Genomic DNA, 21691 nt, shown 5'->3' with positions numbered 1-21691 from the left:
ATCCCTTCAGATGTATCATCTTTAGCAGTTATGCTGATAAAACGAAGTTTTTCATTTGGCGTTACTTCTTCTCAAAATTAAAGCGATAAATAATATTTTCTTTCCTGTTTCCCTTATCCACAATCGCTTTATCCCTTTCCCCTTCAACTGAAAATTATTAAAATACCAGACATTTCTGGAAAAGAGATTATGGCATGTGTAGTAAGAAATCAAATATCACTTGATGCTTAATTTAGCTCAAGGGGGTCTAATGATTGATCGTTTTGTAAATCTAATTTTTATCGATTCTTTTGCCCTAGCAATTAACCTGACGTTTGGTAAATTGCTTCACACTAAAATCTGCAACTATTCATGGGATGGAATGGTAAGTGATGAGCTTTCAACACCACAAAGTGGCGCTAGTTCTTCTGAATTGCCAGCATCTTTGGAGGAAGATATAACCACTCCTATTTCATAAAGCCTGCTTAGAGACTATTTATAAAGTAAATCTTAGTAAGGCGGGTTACGGCTTCGCTATTACGCACCGTATTACATGGCGGTGCGTTACCACTTTGATAAAATTTTTTGTGACAAATCATCTAGAAATATGGGACTAGCACACCGTACAATAATCTTATTTTTACTTTATAAATAACCTCTAAGGTTTTGCGATCGCTACTTTAACCCAATTAGAAGAAAAACGCATTACGGCAATTACAATAGAAGTAGGAATTCAAAATGCGACACTGGCGATCGCGATCGGGAGCATCCAGTTTTGGAAGATTTACCATTTCTGAGAAAATGTAGAAGGAAATAACGCTGTGCGATCGCTGACTATGAGCCAAGAGAAACAAGAACGTATCAAAGCCTGCTTAGAAGAACTGGCAACATTACTGTACTCGGAAGCTGATAAGAGTCAGTTAATAGACCTCGAAGGTATAGAAAAAACAGTTCGTAGCCAAATATTGGAATATGTCGGTCCAGAAATAGCCCTTTTTTTATCGAACAAACAACCAAAACAAAAGTAGGTAAAACCAGGAAAGTCAAAAGCCTGGTAGGAGAATTAAAATTAAAAGCCAAACAGTTACAGAAACTGGGTTTGAAGCCAAGAAGCCGTTTAAGTCCATTACTTCAAAAGTGCTGTTTGCGACTATCAGCAAATGTTTCATACCAAAAAGCAGAAATCGAAATTGAGGCATTAACAGGAGTGAAAGTTGGTCACACGACGCAACAAAAACTAGTTCTCGAACAAGATTTTCAACTGCCCGTAGCATTACAAGTCGTGTCAGAAGTCAATGTAGATGGAGGAAAAGTCCGACTTAGAGGTAAACCGAAAGCAGGCTGTCACTGGCGAGACTATAAAACCGTTCGTCTACAAGGGATTTACTATGGTGCGTTTTTTGATGACAACCAATCATTAGTTGATTATGTCAATATTCAGCCTCTGGTTAACCCGTTAGTCTGCTTAGGAGATGGTCATGATGGTGTGTGGAATCTTGTCAGAGAATTTGGTAAAAGTGAGAATTTTGAGCGTTGGGAAATTTTAGACTGGTATCACCTCAAAGAAAATCTCTATAAAATTGGTGGTTCTTTAAAACGGCTTAAAGCTGCTGAAAGTTTTTTGTGGCAAGGTCAAATAGATAATACTCAGGCTTTGTTTATTCATTGCCGAGGTAAACAGGTGAAAAATTTCATTACTTATCTCAACAAACATCGTTCTCGTATTGTCAACTACAGCTATTACCAGGCTGAAGAACTCTGTTCTATCGGTTCTGGTGCAGTCGAGTCGGCAATTAAACAGATTGGAGCCAGGATTAAAATTTCTGGTGCACAGTGGAATGTTGAGAGTGTCAACCAAATTCTCTCTGAACGCTTAAGCTTATCTTAATGGTTTACTTGCTATTTGAGTGTTTCTGCCAAAAGTGGATGCTCCCATCGCGATCGCTGCTACCCCTACGCTGCTGAATAGTCCCACAATGACCATTCCTGGGAAAATTATATGGTGTGCTAATATTTGTCACTAGTGCTGGATTTGCTTGGTTGGCTAGTCGCCGCCAAAGCTTATTGAAAGCATAAAGGTACTTTGCCTCATGGGTTACAAGTATTTGTACAAATTCAATTATCCAATCTTATTCCCTTGATGTTTCTCGCCTCTTCTGCTAAACCTATTGATGACAATCTCAAAAATTTTGTAGACGAAATAGAAGCGCAAAGTCCTAGTTTATCAGTTTTAGCAGCGCGTCAATTTCGTTATAGTTTGCGTCAAACTACTATAGAAGTAAATATCAAAGAGCCCCGTCAGTTTAACGTACTCGAAGAATTTATTATCCGCGCTGCGATTGAATTTCAACCTCCGCCAACAGAGGATGAATTAGCCTCTGTACTTGGACTGGATTCTGTATTTATCAAAACTACTACTGCAACTCTTCGCTCATTACAAACTCTATCAGAAACATCACCAATTACAGTTACTTCTGAAGGTCGCTCATTTTATGAAAAAGGGTCTGTACCACAGCCCCCATATCCTGTACAGCTTAATGCTATTACAGACCCTTTAAGTGACAAAATAACCTTTCAAGCTGAATCACTAAGCGAGACAGCGATCAATTTGCCAGACTTGGCAGACTTTTTAACTATTGATCGTGCAATTGCTGATATCTCTTCTTTAAAACTTGAGGAAATCCAAAAAAGTATTCAGGCTTCAGATTTAGCACTTCATGTCCCAGAAGAGGGAAAAATCGTTACTTCTTATAAGGTATTAAATCCAACTCAAAAATTTTGGAGAAAAATATCGCTTTTCGTTATCTTCGATGCTATTGAAGATAAATTAACCATCCAAATAAAAAATGGAAAACAAATTTTAGAGTCAGCATCAAATTGGTTAGAAGCTCTACACGCTCAAGGGAAGATATCCTTGCAAGCATTATGTAAGTTATCAACCGAAACCATTAATTTTGAACGTGAAGCCATTCTCAAATATAAAAATACTGAAATAGAAGTTAGACTTGAAAATATTCGCCAAAAAGCACTAAAACCTGCGATAAAACCTGGGAAAAAAGTAGATAATTCTCCAGTCGTAGGTGAAGTTGTACAGTTACGCGATGGACAAATTAGCCAAGCTTTCTCAGAAGTTTTGAATTCTGCTAAAAGTCAGGTTATTATTTATTCTCCTTGGGTGAATCAGGCAGTTGTCGATGAAAAATTTCTAACTTTGTTACAAAAATTAGCTAATCGTGGAGTTTGGATTTTAATTGGACATGGAATTGTGCGGCGACAAGAAGATGAAGAGAAACCAATTTCGCCCGAAGTAGAGAAAAAACTGCGAGCAATAAAAACACCTGATGGTTTATCATCTGTACAGGTTTTATGGCTAGGAGACTCCCATATAAAAGAAGTAATAGTTGATCGAGAAATCCATCTTTGTGGATCTCATAACTGGCTATCTTATCATGGTGATTACCTACCACGAGGTGAATCAGTTTATAAAGTCACAATTTTGCATAAAGTCCAGGAAGCTTATGAATTTCTCGCTAATCGCTTCCAAAATCAAGCTCAAAAATTATGGCAAAATGCTCTAAACAACCGCGATTCTAAACTGGCTGTGGAGTCTTTATATGTATGGGGTGCGCTAGGTATGGAAGACATTGCACTCACAAACATACAGCAAAACAATTGGCTAGAGCTTCTTCCTGTGTGGTTAAAGGTGACACTTCAAGGTTTAAGGTCGAAGAATATACAAGCTGATTCAGAAAGTTTTAAAACCGCACTTTCGTTGCTGAGTCAAGTTTCTATTGAAGAGGCTTTTCTTGAGTCATTGCAGGAAGGATGGCGTAAAGTTATCGGTGCGATCGCAATTAACAATCCTAAAACTGCTTTAAAGTTACTTAGCGATGAAGTCTGGGCGCAGTTTCTACGTCTCAATATTGCCCAAAACAGTGATTCACCTGATAATTTTATCTCGCAATATACTTTATCAAAGAAAATAAATAGATAACTATAGCAGTCAGCTTTGATTTTTGTTCGCACAGCGTGGCGTAGCCATATTTATTGGCGTAGTGCGTGTAGCGCAAGCGCGATGGCAGGCAACAGGCAAGAACGCTTTTCAAGTTGTACTAAAGTTTTTTCAGAAATCAAATATGATTCCTATATATCGATTTAAATGCAAAAGCGATACTCAAATTCCATATAAGGGAAGTGTAGCCAAAACTTTCTATATTGTTCACCCACCTAAAATAATACAAATGTTCTAGTCTTTTTACTTATCAGCCGCACTATCCATCACCAACAGCATTCTATAAAATTCATCCCTAAGAATCACATGATCCCCCTTACCTGTGGTGGCAGACAGTCCTAAACTGAAGATGAGAGTTGAAAGGCAGTCGGGAGAAATTTTGTGAAAAAAGTATTATCAATCATCCTTGGCGGTGGCGCGGGTACTCGGCTTTACCCATTAACCAAACTCCGCGCTAAACCAGCAGTACCAGTAGCGGGGAAGTACCGCTTAATCGATATCCCTGTTAGTAACTGCATAAATTCCGAAATATTCAAAATCTACGTCCTGACACAATTCAACTCAGCTTCTCTGAATCGTCACATCGCCCGTACCTATAACTTTACTGGCTTTAACGAAGGGTTTGTGGAAGTGCTAGCGGCACAACAAACTCCAGAAAACCCTAACTGGTTCCAAGGTACAGCAGATGCAGTGCGTCAGTATCTGTGGTTAATGGAGGAATGGGATGTAGAAGAATATCTAATTCTCTCAGGCGATCACCTCTACCGCATGGATTATCGCCAGTTTATCCAGCGTCATAGAGATACAGGAGCTGATATTACTCTCTCAGTTATCCCCATAGACGAGCGCCGTGCCTCAGATTTTGGTTTGATGAAAATCGATGACTCCGGTAGGATAATTGACTTTAGCGAAAAACCCAAAGGTGAAGCATTAACCCAAATGCAAGTTGATACAAGTGTACTGGGATTAACAAAAGAACAAGCCCAAAAACAACCTTACATCGCTTCGATGGGGATTTATGTCTTTAAAAAAGAGGTTTTGTTCAAGTTGTTGAGAGAATCTGTAGAACGGACGGATTTTGGTAAAGAAATTATTCCTGATGCCTCTAAAGATTACAACGTTCAAGCTTACCTTTTTGATGACTACTGGGAAGATATTGGAACAATTGAGGCTTTTTATCATGCCAATTTAGCCCTGACTCAGCAGCCCCAGCCACCCTTTAGTTTCTATGATGAACACGCACCAATTTATACCCGCGCTCGTTACTTACCTCCGACTAAGCTTTTAGATTGCCAGATCACAGAATCAATTATTGGCGAAGGTTGTATTTTGAAAAATTGCCGCATTCAACATTCAGTTTTAGGAGTGCGATCGCGAATTGAATCTGGTTGCGTCATTGAAGAATCTTTGCTCATGGGTGCAGATTTTTACCAAGCTTCTGTGGAACGGCAATGTAGCTTGATAGAAAATGACATTCCCGTAGGTATCGGTACAGACACGATCATTCGTGGTGCTATCATCGATAAAAATGCGCGCATCGGTCACGATGTCAAAATTGTTAATAAAGATAACGTGCAAGAAGCTGAACGCGAAAACCAAGGTTTCTATATCCGCAGTGGCATCGTTGTCGTGTTGAAAAATGCTGTAATTCCCGATGGAACCATCATTTAGTCATTAGTCATTAGTCATTAGTCATTGGTTAATAGTTACAAGTAACAAAGGACAAATGACAAAGGACAACGGACAAATGACTAAACTCATTTTGTTGATTGGTCTTCCAGGTAGCGGTAAGTCAACTTTTGCAAAAAAATTACTGGTAGAATGCCCCCAGATGTCGCTGATTTCTACGGATGCCATCCGGGGGCAATTGTTCGGTTCCCAAGCCCTTCAGGGACCGTGGGTGCTTATTTGGCACGAAATTGAGCGGCAGTTTCAGCAAGCTATTTCCAAAACTAATACAGCTATTTTCGATGCTACTAACGCCCAGCGCCGCCATCGTCGTGAAGTCATTGCTGTAGCACGTAACCTGGGCTTTAGGCAAATTACGGCAATTTGGGTAGATACACCAGTCTGGCTGTGTTTAGCATGGAATAAAAAGCGATCGCGCCAGGTTCCTGAAGAAATTATTTTGCGAATGCACCGTCAACTCCGGGATGCCCCCCCAAGCCTGGAAGAGGGACTAGACGGGCTGATCCGCTTATCAGAAAAATCGGAGTACGGAAATTGCGATCGCACGTTGAGCAAGAACCACACTTGATTTTCTATATTCTTTGTTAATTTAAAATCAGATTCTTTTGCTTGGCACTCTACCTAGCAATTAAATATCTGTGTTCTTAAAAAAAAACATAACAGTAATTTCTATAGGAGGCTAGTAGATGGCTGCAACCGACTTCAAAGACTATTACGCAATTTTGGGAGTTAGTAAGACTGCCACTCAGGATGAGATTAAACAAGCCTTTCGTAAACTAGCCCGCAAATATCACCCCGATGTCAACCCAAATAACAAACAGGCAGAGGCACGCTTTAAAGAAGTTAGCGAAGCCTACGAGGTTGTTTCAGATGTAGATAAACGCAAAAAATATGACCAATTCGGCCAATATTGGAAACAAGCTGGTGAAGGTTTCCCCGGCGGCGGCGTTGGTGCCGATATGGGTGGCTTTGACTTCAGTCAATATGGTAATTTTGATGAGTTCATTAATGAGTTGCTAGGGCGCTTTGGCGGTGCTGCCCCTCGCGGTGGAGGTGGGCGACAAAGTTACTCACAAAGTTACTCTTACCGCCCTCCTACAGGTGCGCCAAGTGGTTTTGGTGGCTTTAACGATTATGGGTTTCAAGATCCAGGTGCGGGTACTTCCCAGGATAGTGAAGCTATAATCACCCTAACTTTTGCTGAAGCATTTAATGGCGTGCAAAAGCGCTTTAGTTTGGGTAACGAGACAATTGATGTTCGTATCCCATCTGGGGCTAAACCTGGTACTCGTCTGCGCGTGCGGGGTAAAGGTCAAATCAACCCGATGACTCAACAACGAGGAGATTTATACTTAAAAGTTGAACTTCAGCCGCACTCGTTCTTTCAAATGGAAGGCGATAACTTGGTGTGCGAAGTAGCAATTACACCAGATGAAGCTACTCTAGGGGCGTCTATTGATGTACCCACTCCCGATGGTTCAGTTAATGTAAAGCTACCAGCCGGAGTGCGTTCTGGCCAATCGCTGCGTTTGCGTGGCAAAGGTTGGCCCCTCGCCAAGGGTGGACGTGGCGATCAGTTGGTGAAGGTGGCGATCGCACCACCAAAAGACCTCAGCCAACAAGAACGAGAATATTATGAAAAAATCCGGGCTATACGTACTTATAATCCCCGCAGTCATTTGCAGCAAGTCAAGCTGTGAAAATTTCGGATTATTGTAGAAACGGTAAATTTTACCGTTTCTATATTGATTAGGTCTGAGTTTGCCGCGTATTTCTCGCTACAATGACAGACTTAAACGCTTCCATTGCCTCTGGTGTAGACTCGGTAGCTTGCCACGATGGACGTACAATTAAGCGATCGTGCCAAGCATTTAATTTTGGATATTCACTTAAGAAAATGCCAACACTTGGCAGCACATTTACTACAGTTCCAGCCACAACTTCGGCGAGAGTGAGGTTGTGACTAGCAAAGTAAGGGCGATCGTCTAATAAATTTTCAAAAAACTTCAGCACTGTGGCAATTTTATGCTTTGCCTTCTCGATTTTTTCTGGATCTGCTCCAGGCAAACCTAATATCTGAGGTAAAAACGTCGTCGCTGCTGGCAAAAGCTCATTTACAGTTACCAGTTGTACCATCCGTGCGATCGCTAAATCCTTAGCATCTTTAGGCAACATCGCAGGTGTAGGATATTTTGCCTCTAAATAGTCCAGGATTGCTAAAGATTCCACTACATTAAAGTCGTCATCCACCAAAGCTGGTATGTGATGAAATGGGTTAATTGCCAAAAACTCTGGTTGAAACTGTTCCCCATCCAGCTTTATATCTACTAATTCAAATTCAAGCCCTTTTTCCAGAAGAGTAATCCAAACACGGCGGGAGTTAGGAGAAATAGGCGAATGATAAAGGGTCAGCACCATAAAACCTCACAGTTTTATCAGTAGGGTAAGCATTGCCAATTTTACACCTTATACTCAATTAAATTGTTCTAACAAAATCTCAATACTAGCATTGCGATCCAGAAAAGAAAATAAATGCCAGTAGCTGAGTTTTCCTTCTTTATCTAATACAAACTGGGCTGGTAAAGGCGCTCCTAGTGCTTGTCCTACTTGATAGGTACGAAAAACTCGACAACTAGGATCGCTCAATAACGGCATTTTTAAGCCTAAATCTTTCACAACAATTTGGCTTTGCCCTTCATCAGTACTAGTAATCATTAAAACTTCTATACCACGATTTTTGAATTCCTCATAATTTTCATTCAAGGCTTTGATATGAGGAAAACAAAAGGGGCAATATTGTTTTTCAGTAAAGATGCGGGTAAAGGCGAGTAACACTGGTTGCTTGCCTTTATAATCAGACAATTTTACTAAAGTTCCGTTGGTAATATCTGGCAGTTGAAAATCAGGTGTTCCTACTCCCAACCTGAGCTGATTTCTAGCTGGAACTGGTAAAAAGTTGCGGAAGAATCGCTCATTTAATAAGCCACTAAAATCAGTTGAAGTCAACATATTTTTAACCCTAATTATTTAAATACTATTTTATGAAAAAACCACAGATAGATACAGAGGTTGACACTGTTTCATGTGTATCTCTGTTTATCTGTGGTTTTCATTGATTTTGCTCTCAACTCCAACAACTTAGATTAGAGTTTGCTAACGAAATTTAGACAGCAGAGAAGTAAACTTTAGACTTCACTGGGTCAGGATTCATTGTCTTGTCACCAGGTTGCCAACCAGCTGGGCAAACTTCATCGGGGTGAGATTGAACATACTGAATTGCTTGTAATGTCCGCAGGGTTTCGTCAACGCTGCGACCAAAAGCTAGGTTGTTGATGGTAGCGTGCTGTATGATACCATCTTTATCGATGAGGAACAGACCACGCAAGGCAATGCCGGCTGCTGGGTCAAGAACGTTGTAAGCGGCGCTAATCTCTTTCTTAATGTCTGAGACTAGAGGATAATTCAGGTCGCCGACACCACCAGACTTACGATCTGTTTGAATCCAAGCGAGGTGGGAGAATTCACTGTCAACGGAAGCCCCAAGGACTTCAGTATTGATTTTCTTGAATTCTTCGTAGCGATCGCTAAATGCTGTGATTTCAGTAGGACAAACAAAGGTAAAGTCTAGTGGGTAGAAAAACAGGACGACATACTTACCGCGATAATCGGAAAGTTTAATTGTCTTAAATTCCTGATCTACCACAGCCGTTGCTGTGAAATCGGGAGCTTGTTGGCCAACGCGGAGGCTTCCTTCGGTTCCGTAAGTAAGGGACATTAACCTAATTCTCCTTTATCGGTTTATTAGCGTTGAAATACGGGTCAAGTAAAACTCGCCCATCCACGCTCTCACAGTTTAATTACGATCTGTTACGACTATATCATACTCATAACGATTTTGAGTAGCCAATGCCTGATTTAGATACAAGAGAATGGTTACTTACCAATGGCTTAGGAAGTTTTGCCAGTGGTACGATTTCTGATGTCCGCACGCGCACCTATCACGGTTGGCTGTTTACCGCTACAAACCCACCTTCTGGACGGACTCTGCTGTTTTCACACTTAGACGCTAGCTTAGAAGTATCGGGGAACGTTGTAGCACTGGGGACAAATGTTTGGGGTAACGGTCAGATTGAACTGACAGGCTACGAACTGTTGCGCTGTTTTGATATTAACCCAGTTCCAAAATGGATTTGGGGTCGAGATAACTGGCAATTAAGCAGACAATTGGTGATGCCTTATGGGTTAGTGGAGGCTGGGGACACTTCGACAAGCTCAGTGCATCGCTGGAGACTGGGGATTAGGAATGAGGAACTGGAAATAGCGAAGAATGCTTCCCAATGCCCAATGACGGCAGTTGCTCCACTTGGGGAGACCCCATCGCGCAGCGTCTCGCAGAGAAGACCGCACTGCCTCCCCAATGCCCAATTTTGCCATCGAATCTTGATCCAATATCGCTATGACGGAAATGATACAGCAATTTTACGGCTGCGGCTGCTGATCGCAGAACGTGATTTTCACCACCCACAAATTGCTAGTTCAGGATTACAGTTCTCAGAATTGCTTGGGCAACAGCAAATCTGTCTGCAAGCAAAAAAATTGGGTAATTTCGGTATACCTTGGCACTTGCGTTGGACAAAAGGAAAATATCAACCAGATGCAGTTTGGTATTGGAATTATGGATTGTCTGAGGAGACAAAACGGGGATTAAGTGACAAAGAAGACCTCTACAGTCCTGGTTACTTGATAGTCAGACTGCAACCAGGAGATGTGGTAACACTAGAAGCACGAGTAGGTTTTCCAAACTTGATGGCAGATGTTCTCACTTCCGAAACCTTTGCAGAAGCCGTGGAGGTAGAGCAAGACCGGCTCTCCCAGATTTTTGGATGGAGTGAGGAGAGCAGGGAGCAGGGAGCAAGGGAGAAGAGTTTTCCCCTCTACCCCCCGCATCCCGCCCCTGTGCCTCTTTTAAATGCCCAATCTCTACTCTGGCAACAACTACTTAAAGCAAGCGATCAGTTTATCGTCTATCGAGCCTCAATTGCTGGCCCCACAATGATTGCTGGTTATCACTGGTTTAATGAGCGAGGGCGCGACATATTAATCGCCTTACCTGGATTGGCACTAGTTCCACAACGCTTTGATCTGGCAAAAGGAGTATTACGGACTTTTAGGCATTACTATCGCCACGGTTTGATGCCTAATGTATTTCCTGATGCCGATGGTGAACCACTTTATAACAGTATTGATGCGGCGCTGTGGTGGGTTGAAACTTTAGGACTTTATTTAGAAGCTACCCAAGACTGGGAATTTTTGGCAGAGCAATTCTCTGTAGTCCAACAAATCCACAAAGCCTTTGTTGGTGGTACACACTACAATATCCAGGTTGATGCTATTGATGGGCTAATTAGTTGGGATGCTCGTGGTGTAGCTCTCACATGGATGGATGTGGTAATTGGGGCAAATCCCGTTACTCCACGTCACGGTAAGCCGGTGGAAATCAATGCGCTATGGTATTCAGCTTTATGTTGGCTAAGTCGGTGGGCAGAACGCTTAAGTTCGCTTGAACTTGGCGATCCAGTGCGTCTCACTAAGCAAGCACAGCGTTATGCTCTGCAAGCAGAAAAGGTTAAAACCTCGCTGCAAAAGTTCTGGAATCCTCAGCTGGGTTATTTGTACGATACTATCGAGCCAGACGATCGCCGAAATTTTCAAATTCGTCCCAATGCGGTTTTGGCGCTGTCACTGCACCACTGTGGATTTTCTGCCCAACAAGGGAGTCAGATACTAGATTTGGCAACTATCAGCTTGCTGACTCCTTATGGTCTTCGCAGTCTCGATCCAGGAGATCCCGAATACAAAGGGAGATATGAGGGTAATCAAGAGCAACGCGATCGCGCCTATCACCAAGGCACTGTTTGGGGTTGGCTAATTGGACCATATATTCGGGCTTGGCAACGTTTTTATCCAGAACAATCGCTACCTTTTGATTGGCAACCTCTGCTAGATCATTTCTTATCTGGCGCTTGTCTTGGCTCTATTTCTGAGATATTTGATGGCGATGCACCTCATACACCCAGAGGTGCGATCGCTCAAGCTTGGTCAGTTGCTGAAATAATTCGCCACATACAAAAATAATTCGTAATTTTATGATTGGCTGGAGTTGTGGCAACAGGGAACTGAGCCGTTTTTAAACAATTATTTACCGTGTTAACGATTACACTTTTCATATTTTTTAATCATTATTCATCGTCCAATACTATTTAATTTCATCTTCAATGAGGGTAAATTTTATTGGTTATAATGCTGGTAATCAGTAGGGCATAAGTAAAATGTCACCAAAAACTTTTGATATTGCTGACTTATCTGAGAATTTAGCTGATTTATTGTCAGATATCCAAAATCATGTTGAAGTTACCTTAACTCATCAGGGTGTCCCTTTGGCAAAAGTTTTGCCTTTGACTCAACCTGAGCCTACAGTTAGTAAAGCTGATTTAAATGATGCCTTAAAGCCAAGAGTTGCGGGTTTTTGGCAGGGAAAAGTTAAGATTGCTGATGATTTTGATGAGACTCCAGAAGAAGTAATTGCAGCATTTTATGGGGATGAGTAGTGAGTTTTTTGTTAGATACTCATATTTTATTGTGGTTTTTAGAAAATGATTCTAAATTGTCAGATCGGGTACGAGAAGTAATTACTAATCCTGAAAATTTAATTTTCGTCAGTGCAATTAGTGCTTGGGAGATTTCAATTAAACAGTCTTTAGGAAAGTTAATTTCTCCTGGTAATTTGGAGGAGGCTTTGCGCTTCAGTCGGTTTGAGATTTTGTCTATGACATTGACACATGGAATAAAGGTTGCTGATTTGCCTCTACACCATAAAGATCCTTTTGATAGGATGTTAATTGCTCAAGCTTTGGTAGAAGGTTTAACAATAATTACAGTAGACCAAAAGTTGAAATTTTATGATGTGCCATTATTCTCTGATGATTTTGGGTAGCTCAAATATACCAAAATTTCAAAACTCTAGTTTTCTCTAGAATAACTGCTACAGGTTTACTTCATTTGCTGATTGTTTTTTGGTGCGTAGGCGTAGCCCGCACTTCTCTACGAGACGCTGCGCGTAGCTTGCTTCCCCGGAGGGGTACGACAAGCTCAGTGACCATCGTAGACATCGCAATTTTGTCAGAGTATTCGCTCTTAAGTCTGACTACTTTATTGGATAGCTAGTTATCCAAGTAAAAAGGGATGCTTTTGGTGAGAGCAATCACAGTACTAAACTAACTCCTTAGCAGAAATCCTCAGAGGCTCGACTTTGTGCGATCGCCAAAACCCGAACTTAGGACGTTACTCTGCATGTCGTCGTGTCGCCCGGACAATTTTACCTTGGTTCTGCTCCTACTCTAAGAGCAGCCAATCGCGGTGTAGAAGATCATCAGATCAAGTTGGGGTGTGTTCAACCAGGGGAAAGTGCAGCAACTTTTGGCGATGCTTTGCGCCGACTTACCGAACAGCCCACACATCTATCTTTATGTCGATAACACTGGTTACTGGTTCTCAACTCAGCCTAATATCACCAGAATTGCCCAAGACCGAGCCGAGCAAATCCAACAGGATCAGGATAAAGTTCAAAGATAAGTATTTCTGATTACCATTGAACAAAAGTCTAGGGAATCTTCATCTTAAACGACCTTTCAAGGCTTCAATTCAAACTTTCATGGCTATCACGTTCTTAAATAAGCATAGTCATTTGATAGTTAAAAGAGCCTTATATTAAAATTCAGCTCCCTAATGCTACAGATGACTAGAAGCTGAAACCCTTATATAATCCTTCTTTTAAAGTGGCTCAGGTTGGAATTGAACCAACGACCTCAGGCTTATGAGTCCCGCGCTCTAACCAACTGAGCTACTGAGCCATATATCTTCAAATCATAAACTAGTATAGCATACAAATTTGCTCAATACTAGGATTTTTGCAATTTTCTTACAGCTTTTATCCCTGTTAAGGTTATAAAAGGCAAAAGAGGGAGGTAAACTCCCTCAACAAAGCAAGGCAATGATTTAGTTACAGATAGCCAAGAAATTATATGCGATCCGGTAACATGGCGATTGGGTTAACAGCACCCTTACCTGATGGATGGATTTCAAAGTGGGTGTGTGGCCCAGTACTGTGACCAGTGCTGCCCATTAAAGCAATTGTTTCTCCTTGATGTACCTGTTGACCAGGTTGCACTAGAATCTTGCTGTTATGAGCATAGCGAGTGGTGCTGCCATCAGGATGACGGATTTCGACAAGGTTGCCGTAGCCACCATTGTTCCAGCCTGCTTTTTCTATCGTACCCTCAGCTGAGGCGACAACTGGCGTGCCAGTGGAGTTAGCAACGTCAATTCCTTTGTGCATCCTACCCCAGCGCCAGCCATAACCAGAGGTAAGGGTACCTTTTGCCGGCCATGTGTATCTGGAAGCTACGGTTGAGGAAGATGGAACAGGTGTCAGCTCGTCAATGGGTCTGGGTAGATATTGATCCACTGCTGCCAAAGGCGGTACTATCTGTGGAGAAACTGTGGTTCCCCGCATCTTTCCTAAGGAGTCAGAGGCATTTACTCTTCCAGGAGGAGTTGCAATTCTTGTAGGAGATTGAGTGCGAGCAGGAGTCCACTGACTAGCAGAACCGAGATTGGGCAAGAATTCTGGGTTTACTGGTTCGGTAGGACGTACACTAGTACGGAATTGGGGCTTGATTGGTTGAGCGCTATAGGTAGCTCTAATAGGTGTAGGAACTGGAATTGGTATCGCTACAGTATTTGGTCGAATAGCAGAGTTAGGTACGATGAAATTATTGGGAGTAGAAACAGGAGTGAGCATTGCAGCATTATTAGTATCGCTAGCTGCTGGCACAACTAAATTACCAGACTGTTGAGCGCGGTATTTCTGCTGTAATCTCTGAATTTCCGCTTGCAAGCCGCGCAAACGGTCATTATTATTTCCCCGTGCTACTCTATTTGCTGGTGTTTTAGGCTGTTGTATTTCAGCAAAAGCTGTTGGCACTGGATCTTCACCACCAACACCATAAGTCCTAGTAGGAGTGGTAGGGCGTACTTCTAAATCAGTGGCACTATTTGCCTGAACCTGATTGTTCGCAATTACTGGTGTAGGGACGGCAACGCTACTGTTGTCGGCAATAGATGGTGATTGTGAAGTAGTTGGTAGATAGGAGTTGGCACTACCAATGTTCATAGGAGAGGTAGCTACTTTTGGAGTTTTGCTGGACTCCACAAAAGTAGGTTGACTCGCTACAACAGGTTGGCTCACTACAGTGGGTTGATTCGCTACTGTTACCTCAACTTGACCAGCAGGAATAATTAGTTTTTGACTAATTTTCAGTTCATTGGGATTGTTGAGGTTATTTGCCTTAACTAGTTCTGATACTGAAGTATTGTATTTGCTGGCGATCGCTGCTAGTGTATCTCCAGGCTTAACTTCGTAGGCGGTTCGAGCCGAGGACGCAATAACTGTTGGTGTAGCTGGTACTGCTGCAATTGCACTCGCCTGATTCTTCTGTTTTAACTTCGATATCAAGTTCGCTTTGCTTGCATCATCAAAAGTATTCGGCTGGGCTAATGCAGTTTTTTCAACTCCAGTCGTCGGCTGTGCCAAACCAATATCAGCTGGTGATAAGTTTTCAGTTTCCCCAGACTGTAACTGTGCGAGACTTTTTCTTAACCGATTAGATTTTTCTTGTAAGCGATTCAGTGCAAACTCTTGTTGTGCCTTAAGTTGTGCATTTATCTCACCGTTGACTGCACCAGATGTTGCTACTGTTTGTGGCTGGGCATTCAATAAAACATTTGTACCGCCAACACCATCAGCACTATAGTCAGACAAATTATTGACTGTTGGGAAACTAGTCTCAGTTAATGTGTTGTTCAATCCCTGTGCCACTTGTGACTTCAGGTTAGTGGAATTTTTATAACCAGCTGTTGCTTGGGAAAACGTTTCTGATGCAGGAATTTGCAAAGACATTCCATTTGCCGCGACTTGCCATTTAGCTTCAAGCCCAGGCACTTGTGAGACTGCCGTTGGTTCCACGATCACAGGATTTTCCGGCACGCTCGCTGATGAGACTGCTTGGGACTCCAGCTTTGTGGAGGCGAATTTCACTTCAGTGTCAGGAGCAGCAGGAATCGAAGAGGAAGCCTTTTGGCTGCCTACTGGCACCGCTGCTTGGGCTTGATCGCTTTGTCGAGTCACCAAAAGGCTGGTTGCTCCCATAGAGATTGCCAAGCCAATCATGGCGGCTTTTGTCCGCACCCGGCGGTTAACTTTTGGATTCATCACATTTTGCAGTTCTACCGGGGCATCATCGCTGTTGGGGTTATTGTTCAACACAGCTTTTACTCTCTTTTTTAATGCTCGTTTCAAAGACGACCTCCTATGATCACTAGCGCTTAACTGACCTCGATTTTTCAGTTGGATACTAGTCAATGATTTAGATCACAACAAATGATAGATCAAGATCACATTCACCAGAGATGCTTACGCAAGATTAACCTGCTTCTCTGATTTAGACAAGTTTACATGTATTAGCAAAACTTAAAGTTTGCTGTGTTTACTTGTCCGAACCACTCCTAACACCACTTAGGACGTTTATAACTCTTTACCATTATCCGCGCTTGTCTTGCGTCAATCACGGGGACTAGACAAATGATTTGCCTAGTCTATAGTCGCTGCCGAAAAATAAATTGCTGCGACTTCTGGAAAAGTGATGCCCCCTGCTGTAGATATCTTCAAGATATTTCTAGCCCATCAGTCTTCTCAACACGAGACTTTACGTTGATTATTCCCTAAAAAACAACCGTATTAACTATCGTCTAATTTTAGGCTGCTTTTTGGAGTTCATCGAGCAAAAACAGCTTAAATACATAACATGACTGGATTTTAGCGTTTTTGTTCCCGATTTAGGATGCTTCAAATTCATCAAAATCTATCATTCAAATTTGGCATTATCTCAAGTTTTATATATAAATTTCTTATAATAACCTTCCTCTCTTTGTAAGTATCTTCCACTACAATTGGCGAATAAACCCAGGATTTGGTATATTCTTTTACATATTTTGCCGTAAACAAAAAAATCTTGCTACCAAAATTCTCCAGTTTAGATAGATTTTTTTAGAGTTAATAAGTAAATATACTTATCTAGTGAAGGTAAACAACTATTGTAGATAGCCTAACTGACGACGGGTTTCAAATAAGCCAATTGCCACACTGACTGACAAGTTCAAGCTGCGAACCCCTGGTTGGCTCATGGGAATATACAGAGTAGCATCGCAATCTGACAAAATTGTTGGTGGTAAGCCCGTAGTTTCACTACCAAATAGTAGCCAATCATCGGCTTGATATCGAAAGCTGACGTAACTAAAATTACCACCAACGGTATAACCCAACCATCTGCCTCCACGCTCTTGATGTACGGTTTTAAAGGCTTCTAGGGATTCGTGATAGTGGAGTTTGACATAAGGCCAGTAATCCAAACCGGCTCTTTTGAGGTAGCGATCGCTAATTTCAAACCCCAAGGGCCCTACCAAATGCAATTCTGTACCTGTTGCTGCACAAGTACGAGCAATATTACCTGTATTAGGAGGAATTTGTGGGTTAACTAAAACGACCTGGGGCATTGTCCGTATAATCTACGTATTGTATAAAACAATTTATTGTCAATGTTAAATCTACCAAAGGGTAGAGCCTATTCATAGGTTTTGTTAATAATAATCAAGCATCATCCATCGATTAGATTTTTAAAACAATAGCACAAACCCTCCCAGAGCAATCCCTGAGAGGATATTTGGCTAAAATTGGTAAATATTAAGTTTTATGTAGAAAGATTAATCACTTGTGTATTTTAGGGCTAGTACTATCTCCAAAGAAATCTACCATTGGGTATGGGGCATGGAGAAGAGACATAGGAGACAAGGAAGAGGGGGGAGACAAGGGAGAAAGTTGAATAATTCTCCCCTTATCCTCCCTGTCCCCCTGCTCCTCTGCCTCTTCAATTAAGCCGATAGGGACGAACACAATTTGTCTTCGAGTTCGATTTCGCGTTCTTGGGTGGCGAGAATAGCCTGAGTGATGACGCGCTGGCTGTCAAAACCAACTGTGTGTAACTGCAACCACTGTTGAGCCTCATTGCCTTCGCGGAGAATTTTGTGCAATGGAGAAAGGAAACAGCTAAAGCCTCGTTGTTTAGCGATCGCCCAAACATCTTGGTACATTTGGGTAATCCAATCTCTGGCTAGGATGCTTCTACCATCTTGCCAATGCCTCAAATGAGCATCGAGACTATCAGCAGCCACAGCCGCTTCGTTTTCAGCAGTCAGGGTGACGAGTTCTTCGTTAGAGAAAATACTTTGAGTTAAAGGATCGATGTTGGGATTTTCGATTACTTGCAATAAACGCGCTTCTAATAAGGCAGTAATGGCTAGTAAGGCAATGGGATCTGTGACTAAATCGCAAATTCGTAGTTCTAGGCGATTTAGATCATAAGGGCGGCGATCGCCATTTGGTCGTACTGATGTCCACAAATGCCGAACATTTTGCATGGTTCCGGCAACGAGTTGATCTTTGACCCACTGGATATGATCGGCGTGGCTGGCAAATAACGGTACATGGCTAGGCGTTTGCGGAAATAGGCCCCAGCGAGTGGAGTGATAGCCAGTAGTTTTGCCATCTAGGAAGGGAGATGAGGCGCTGAGGGCGAGAAATAAAGGTGCTTCCATACGGATAACCCGACACGCCCGCATTAATACTTCTGGATCGCTGATGCCTATATTAATGTGTACGCTGGCGGTGACTACTTTTGTCCCGTAGGTGTTCTCAATGTAGTCATGATAGGGATTTGCTGGATCGGAACGCAGAAAGCGATCGCTGCCACCCAAAGATAAAGTACTTCCCGGTATCAAAGTGTAATTGTCCAACCTATTAAGATAGTTTCGTAACTCCCGTCGGGGACGCAGCAAGGCACACAATAAATTTTCGTAATTTTGGGATGGTTGGGTTATATATTCGACATTGCGGCTATCTGGCTCCCGCATAAATCCATCCAAGGCTGCAACAATTTTGTCGGAGAGACCGACGATTTCACCTTGAGGTGTGCCAGTGTATATCTCGATCTCAAAGCCTTTTAATAAGACCACCTTGTTCTCCTCGGCTCTCTCTGCCTATAAATTGTATCGAATTAGACGTATCTTTAGGATCTATCTTTCAGTCAATCAAAGGTTAAGAATCATGTAATTAATAATTCATGCCAAGTCATGATGACAGATTTCTTGGCTGTTCTTCAAAAAATTATTACTACTGAAATTACTGAATGCTGTGCTGTAAGTAATCTGGAAATTGAGGTGAAGTGTAAGTTTCCAGAAAAAACAACCTAATTCACAGTAAATACAAAAGATTGTCTGCGTAGTATAGGGTCAGACAATGGTCACTAAACACCCAACTTGCCTGTATTTAGTCTCTTATTAACCAAACGCAATTGCTGCGATCGCTTCAAATATTTTACCCAAGGTTCCTCGGACAAGTGGTAAATTGCATTTAGTGATAGTGTTGCAGTAAATACATCTCTTCCACTGGTAACACCACTGATGCCTAAATTTTCTAAAACAGCAGTTGCAGCAGAGTCTAAAATTGGTTCAGTATGGATGAAAACTTCTAAACTCGGTTCCTCTGGGTTTTGAACGTCATTGAGCGCTATCGCAAGGGTAGCATCTAGCTTTTGAAAATCCATGAGCAGTAAGTGGGTAAAAAAGCAGGCAATTTTTAGCCTATCGTATAACGAAGTTATCAAACTTACGAGTTTTTATTGCCTATCTTTAGTATAGATTTAATGAGCTATTTACTCTGTCCAATTACAGATTAATTGCTGTTCTCTTTGGCTTTGATGTTTATTGAGAGCCTAAATGCAGATTATGCTTGTATATTAATATTCCCTTTTTCGATGGAAGTAGCACTCAAAGTTGCTCATGAAAAATCAGCATCTAAAGCAGTTATTCCGATTTAAATTGCCTCTGTCAAGTCAGCATTTTTTAAATTAGCACCGTTTCATTTGCTAGCCGTATAATCTTCAAGAGATGCGATATATTTATTGTGTTAAATGTGTTAAATAATATCGCATCTCTGAGGCCAATTACAGATTTAAAGCGTTAATCACTCCATAACCCCATTTCTCATCAAATGTCCCTGCGGGTTTTCCAGGAATTGCACTATTTTTACGTAGCAAGTCTTTCACAGCAGTCGGCTCGAGATTCGGATCTCGCTGCAATAGTAATGCTACTAACCCACTAACAAATGGTGTTGCCATACTCGTACCAGCCTGCACCACAAACTTGGAATTAATCATCGATGAGCGGTCAAAATTTGCATCGGCGGAAAGAGTGGAAATAATCATCGCTCCTGGTGCTGCGACATCCGGCTTGTGTGAATCATTCCGTAGAGGCCCTTCACTACTGAATTCCGAAATAGTATGCAATTCTAACCCCATTTCTCGCACTTGGTTATCAATATCTGTGTACTTGGTTTTAGTAGTATAGGCGGCAACTGTAATTGCACTGCTAGCGGCACCTGGTGAACCAATTTTTAGCGTATCTTTCACACTTTTACCAGTAAAGAACACTGACGAAGTGTCATCTAATGTCCATACATCTAAACGTGTGTCAGTTGCAGAACTGTTGCGAACTCGTAGCTGCCAAACACCTCCCATAACTGGCGAGGGGTCAATACCCCGGATTTGCACAAAGAAATTATGATCGCCATTGGCTTTATCTGGCGCTGGTGTCGCCAATTGCACCCTTGCATCTGGTAACTGGTAATCTTGTGCGGCATTACCGTCAGTAATTATTTTTTGGAAGGGGGTGACAAAACCGTTAGGACTCCGTACTGAGACTTCTAATTCGCTGTCTTTGGAATACCAGGCGTTTAACCAAACTATACCTATTTGATTCAAAGGAACATTAAAGCGCATACCACGAGTGCGTCCACTGGGTATTATCGCTTGTCCATGAATGTTATCGTTTCCTTCGTTACCGGCAGCACAGCAAACTATTCTTCCAGGGCCAGTTTCCGCATCAATAACTTTGGATAAGGAATCACTACCATCATGGGCATCAGCGTGTCCACCCAAGCTGAGATTTACTACGGCTGCGCGTCCTAACTCTCTAGCAATTCGGAAAATATAACGCACACCATCAGCAATATGGGCATCCTGTAAATCTGACCTGACAACAATTAATTCTGCTTCTGGTGCTACACCGCCATAGCTAGCATCGGCACCGGCGGCAATTCCGGCAACATGAGTACCATGACCGCCAGTATCCTGAGAAATTGTCAGTTGCGCCCCCGTAAATTCCGCCCCATAGCCACCCTCCGTTACTCCTGGTCCTGGCAGTGTTTGATCCCAAATGTGTAAAATTCGTCCAGCAAAAGCGGGGTGTTTCGGATCGATGCCACTGTCTATAATGCCGATGATTACTCCTTTACCAGTCAGTCCAGTTTTGTTCTGGAACTCTGGGAGTTTAACTGCTCCCATTGCAGTGTCCATCCTCAAATGAAGTTTGCGTGACGGCTTGATGCGTTGGATAACATCTTCTTCAGATAAGACATCTAAACTTTCTATCGGTAAAAAAGCCGTCCGCACACTCCCAGAGTTTTGATTGACTTCAATGTTATATTGTGATAAATAACTCAAGTCTGCATCAGGATCGCAATAGATAAAAACGACGCTCTTTGTTGGCTTGACTGGGCTTTTGTGGGCAATGATGCCAAGTGATCGCTTATGTGTAACTAAAGCTTTATCTCCCTCATTTTGATAGTCTTGAAATGCCAACAGTAATCCGGGAGAAAGTTTTTCGTGCCTCATTTTTACCTCAAATTCAATTTATTGGATGAAAGCAAAGTAGTTTATTAGCATAAGTCGCTCTGGCATTAATGCAGACTATGCAGTTTTTTCGCCTTGATTATTTGATGCG

Annotated in this window: 17 protein-coding genes, 1 tRNA gene and 1 pseudogene; 10 read left to right on the top strand and 9 right to left on the bottom strand. The window is 42.0% G+C overall.

Features of this window, described 5'->3' with window-relative positions:
• Positions 1–223 precede the first annotated feature (223 nt).
• From NPUN_RS30870 to NPUN_RS30835, 6 genes and pseudogenes are all read left to right on the top strand, one after another.
• Positions 224–457 carry a hypothetical protein gene (locus NPUN_RS30870; protein ID WP_041565735.1) on the top strand — a complete coding sequence of 78 codons (234 nt, stop codon included), beginning with the start codon at positions 224–226 and terminating at the stop codon, positions 455–457.
• A gap of 358 nt (positions 458–815) precedes the next feature.
• Positions 816–1886: pseudogene (locus NPUN_RS30860) on the top strand (ISKra4-like element ISNpu16 family transposase).
• 176 nt (positions 1887–2062) lie between these two features.
• The gene (locus tag NPUN_RS30855; protein ID WP_234711010.1) at positions 2063–3973 is read left to right on the top strand and encodes a phospholipase D-like domain-containing protein; all 1911 of its coding nucleotides are present in this window, start codon (positions 2063–2065) and stop codon (positions 3971–3973) included.
• A gap of 399 nt (positions 3974–4372) precedes the next feature.
• Positions 4373–5662, top strand: coding sequence for a glucose-1-phosphate adenylyltransferase (locus NPUN_RS30845; protein ID WP_012412317.1), 1290 nt, complete (start codon positions 4373–4375; stop codon positions 5660–5662).
• Between the two features lie 76 nt (positions 5663–5738).
• The gene (locus NPUN_RS30840) at positions 5739–6248 is read left to right on the top strand and encodes an AAA family ATPase (protein ID WP_012412316.1); all 510 of its coding nucleotides are present in this window, start codon (positions 5739–5741) and stop codon (positions 6246–6248) included.
• 118 nt (positions 6249–6366) lie between these two features.
• Entirely contained in the window at positions 6367–7380 is a 1014-nt protein-coding gene (locus NPUN_RS30835; protein WP_012412315.1) for a DnaJ C-terminal domain-containing protein, read from the top strand.
• A gap of 49 nt (positions 7381–7429) precedes the next feature.
• On the opposite strand, the gene NPUN_RS30830 is transcribed toward NPUN_RS30835, so the two are convergent.
• The 3 genes from NPUN_RS30830 to NPUN_RS30820 form a co-directional block, all read right to left on the bottom strand.
• Entirely contained in the window at positions 7430–8095 is a 666-nt protein-coding gene (locus tag NPUN_RS30830; protein ID WP_041566513.1) for a glutathione S-transferase family protein, read from the bottom strand.
• Between the two features lie 57 nt (positions 8096–8152).
• The gene (locus NPUN_RS30825; RefSeq protein ID WP_012412313.1) at positions 8153–8689 is read right to left on the bottom strand and encodes a peroxiredoxin family protein; all 537 of its coding nucleotides are present in this window, start codon (positions 8687–8689) and stop codon (positions 8153–8155) included.
• 154 nt (positions 8690–8843) lie between these two features.
• Positions 8844–9455, bottom strand: coding sequence for a peroxiredoxin (locus NPUN_RS30820; protein WP_012412312.1), 612 nt, complete (start codon positions 9453–9455; stop codon positions 8844–8846).
• A gap of 131 nt (positions 9456–9586) precedes the next feature.
• Between NPUN_RS30820 and NPUN_RS30815 the strand changes: the two genes are divergently transcribed.
• The 4 genes from NPUN_RS30815 to NPUN_RS43745 all read left to right on the top strand — a co-directional run bounded on the left by NPUN_RS30815 (position 9587) and on the right by NPUN_RS43745 (position 13215).
• Complete coding sequence (locus NPUN_RS30815; protein ID WP_012412311.1) at positions 9587–11815, top strand: amylo-alpha-1,6-glucosidase; 2229 nt, start codon at positions 9587–9589, stop codon at positions 11813–11815.
• 194 nt (positions 11816–12009) lie between these two features.
• On the top strand, positions 12010–12288 hold the full coding sequence (locus NPUN_RS30810; protein WP_012412310.1) for a hypothetical protein: 279 nt from the start codon (positions 12010–12012) through the stop codon (positions 12286–12288).
• Positions 12288–12674: a type II toxin-antitoxin system VapC family toxin gene (locus NPUN_RS30805; RefSeq protein WP_012412309.1), complete on the top strand. Its 387-nt coding sequence runs from the start codon at positions 12288–12290 to the stop codon at positions 12672–12674. The genes NPUN_RS30810 and NPUN_RS30805 overlap by 1 nt, the downstream gene beginning before the upstream one ends.
• A gap of 364 nt (positions 12675–13038) precedes the next feature.
• Positions 13039–13215 carry a hypothetical protein gene (locus tag NPUN_RS43745; RefSeq protein WP_234711009.1) on the top strand — a complete coding sequence of 59 codons (177 nt, stop codon included), beginning with the start codon at positions 13039–13041 and terminating at the stop codon, positions 13213–13215.
• 301 nt (positions 13216–13516) lie between these two features.
• Here NPUN_RS43745 and NPUN_RS30800 read toward each other — a convergent pair.
• The 6 genes from NPUN_RS30800 to NPUN_RS30775 all read right to left on the bottom strand — a co-directional run bounded on the left by NPUN_RS30800 (position 13517) and on the right by NPUN_RS30775 (position 21582).
• A tRNA-Met gene (locus NPUN_RS30800) sits at positions 13517–13590 on the bottom strand.
• A gap of 167 nt (positions 13591–13757) precedes the next feature.
• Positions 13758–16097, bottom strand: a complete 2340-nt coding sequence (locus NPUN_RS30795; protein WP_012412308.1) for a peptidoglycan DD-metalloendopeptidase family protein — start codon at positions 16095–16097, stop codon at positions 13758–13760.
• A gap of 791 nt (positions 16098–16888) precedes the next feature.
• Positions 16889–17350 carry a tRNA (cytidine(34)-2'-O)-methyltransferase gene (locus NPUN_RS30790; protein ID WP_012412307.1) on the bottom strand — a complete coding sequence of 154 codons (462 nt, stop codon included), beginning with the start codon at positions 17348–17350 and terminating at the stop codon, positions 16889–16891.
• Between the two features lie 375 nt (positions 17351–17725).
• On the bottom strand, positions 17726–18865 hold the full coding sequence (gene gshA, locus NPUN_RS30785) for a glutamate--cysteine ligase (protein WP_012412306.1): 1140 nt from the start codon (positions 18863–18865) through the stop codon (positions 17726–17728).
• A 290-nt stretch (positions 18866–19155) separates the two neighbouring features.
• Complete coding sequence (locus NPUN_RS30780; protein WP_012412305.1) at positions 19156–19455, bottom strand: hypothetical protein; 300 nt, start codon at positions 19453–19455, stop codon at positions 19156–19158.
• A gap of 399 nt (positions 19456–19854) precedes the next feature.
• Positions 19855–21582, bottom strand: coding sequence for a S8 family peptidase (locus NPUN_RS30775; RefSeq protein WP_012412304.1), 1728 nt, complete (start codon positions 21580–21582; stop codon positions 19855–19857).
• Positions 21583–21691 lie beyond the last annotated feature (109 nt).

It is taken from the genome of Nostoc punctiforme PCC 73102, assembly GCF_000020025.1.
GTDB lineage: Bacteria > Cyanobacteriota > Cyanobacteriia > Cyanobacteriales > Nostocaceae > Nostoc > Nostoc punctiforme.
This window is presented reverse-complemented; position numbering and strand designations above follow the sequence as displayed.

Bases quoted from the DNA above. Each gene is read 5' to 3' on its own strand.
- NPUN_RS30870 (WP_041565735.1), top strand. From the start codon at position 224: ATGCTTAATTTAGCTCAAGGGGGTCTAATGATTGATCGTTTTGTAAAT.
- NPUN_RS30775 (WP_012412304.1), bottom strand. From the start codon at position 21,582: ATGAGGCACGAAAAACTTTCTCCCGGATTACTGTTGGCATTTCAAGAC.
- NPUN_RS30840 (WP_012412316.1), top strand. From the start codon at position 5,739: ATGACTAAACTCATTTTGTTGATTGGTCTTCCAGGTAGCGGTAAGTCA.
- NPUN_RS30790 (WP_012412307.1), bottom strand. From the start codon at position 17,350: ATGCCCCAGGTCGTTTTAGTTAACCCACAAATTCCTCCTAATACAGGT.
- NPUN_RS30780 (WP_012412305.1), bottom strand. From the start codon at position 19,455: ATGGATTTTCAAAAGCTAGATGCTACCCTTGCGATAGCGCTCAATGAC.
- NPUN_RS30825 (WP_012412313.1), bottom strand. From the start codon at position 8,689: ATGTTGACTTCAACTGATTTTAGTGGCTTATTAAATGAGCGATTCTTC.
- NPUN_RS30810 (WP_012412310.1), top strand. From the start codon at position 12,010: ATGTCACCAAAAACTTTTGATATTGCTGACTTATCTGAGAATTTAGCT.
- NPUN_RS30815 (WP_012412311.1), top strand. From the start codon at position 9,587: ATGCCTGATTTAGATACAAGAGAATGGTTACTTACCAATGGCTTAGGA.
- NPUN_RS30835 (WP_012412315.1), top strand. From the start codon at position 6,367: ATGGCTGCAACCGACTTCAAAGACTATTACGCAATTTTGGGAGTTAGT.
- NPUN_RS30820 (WP_012412312.1), bottom strand. From the start codon at position 9,455: ATGTCCCTTACTTACGGAACCGAAGGAAGCCTCCGCGTTGGCCAACAA.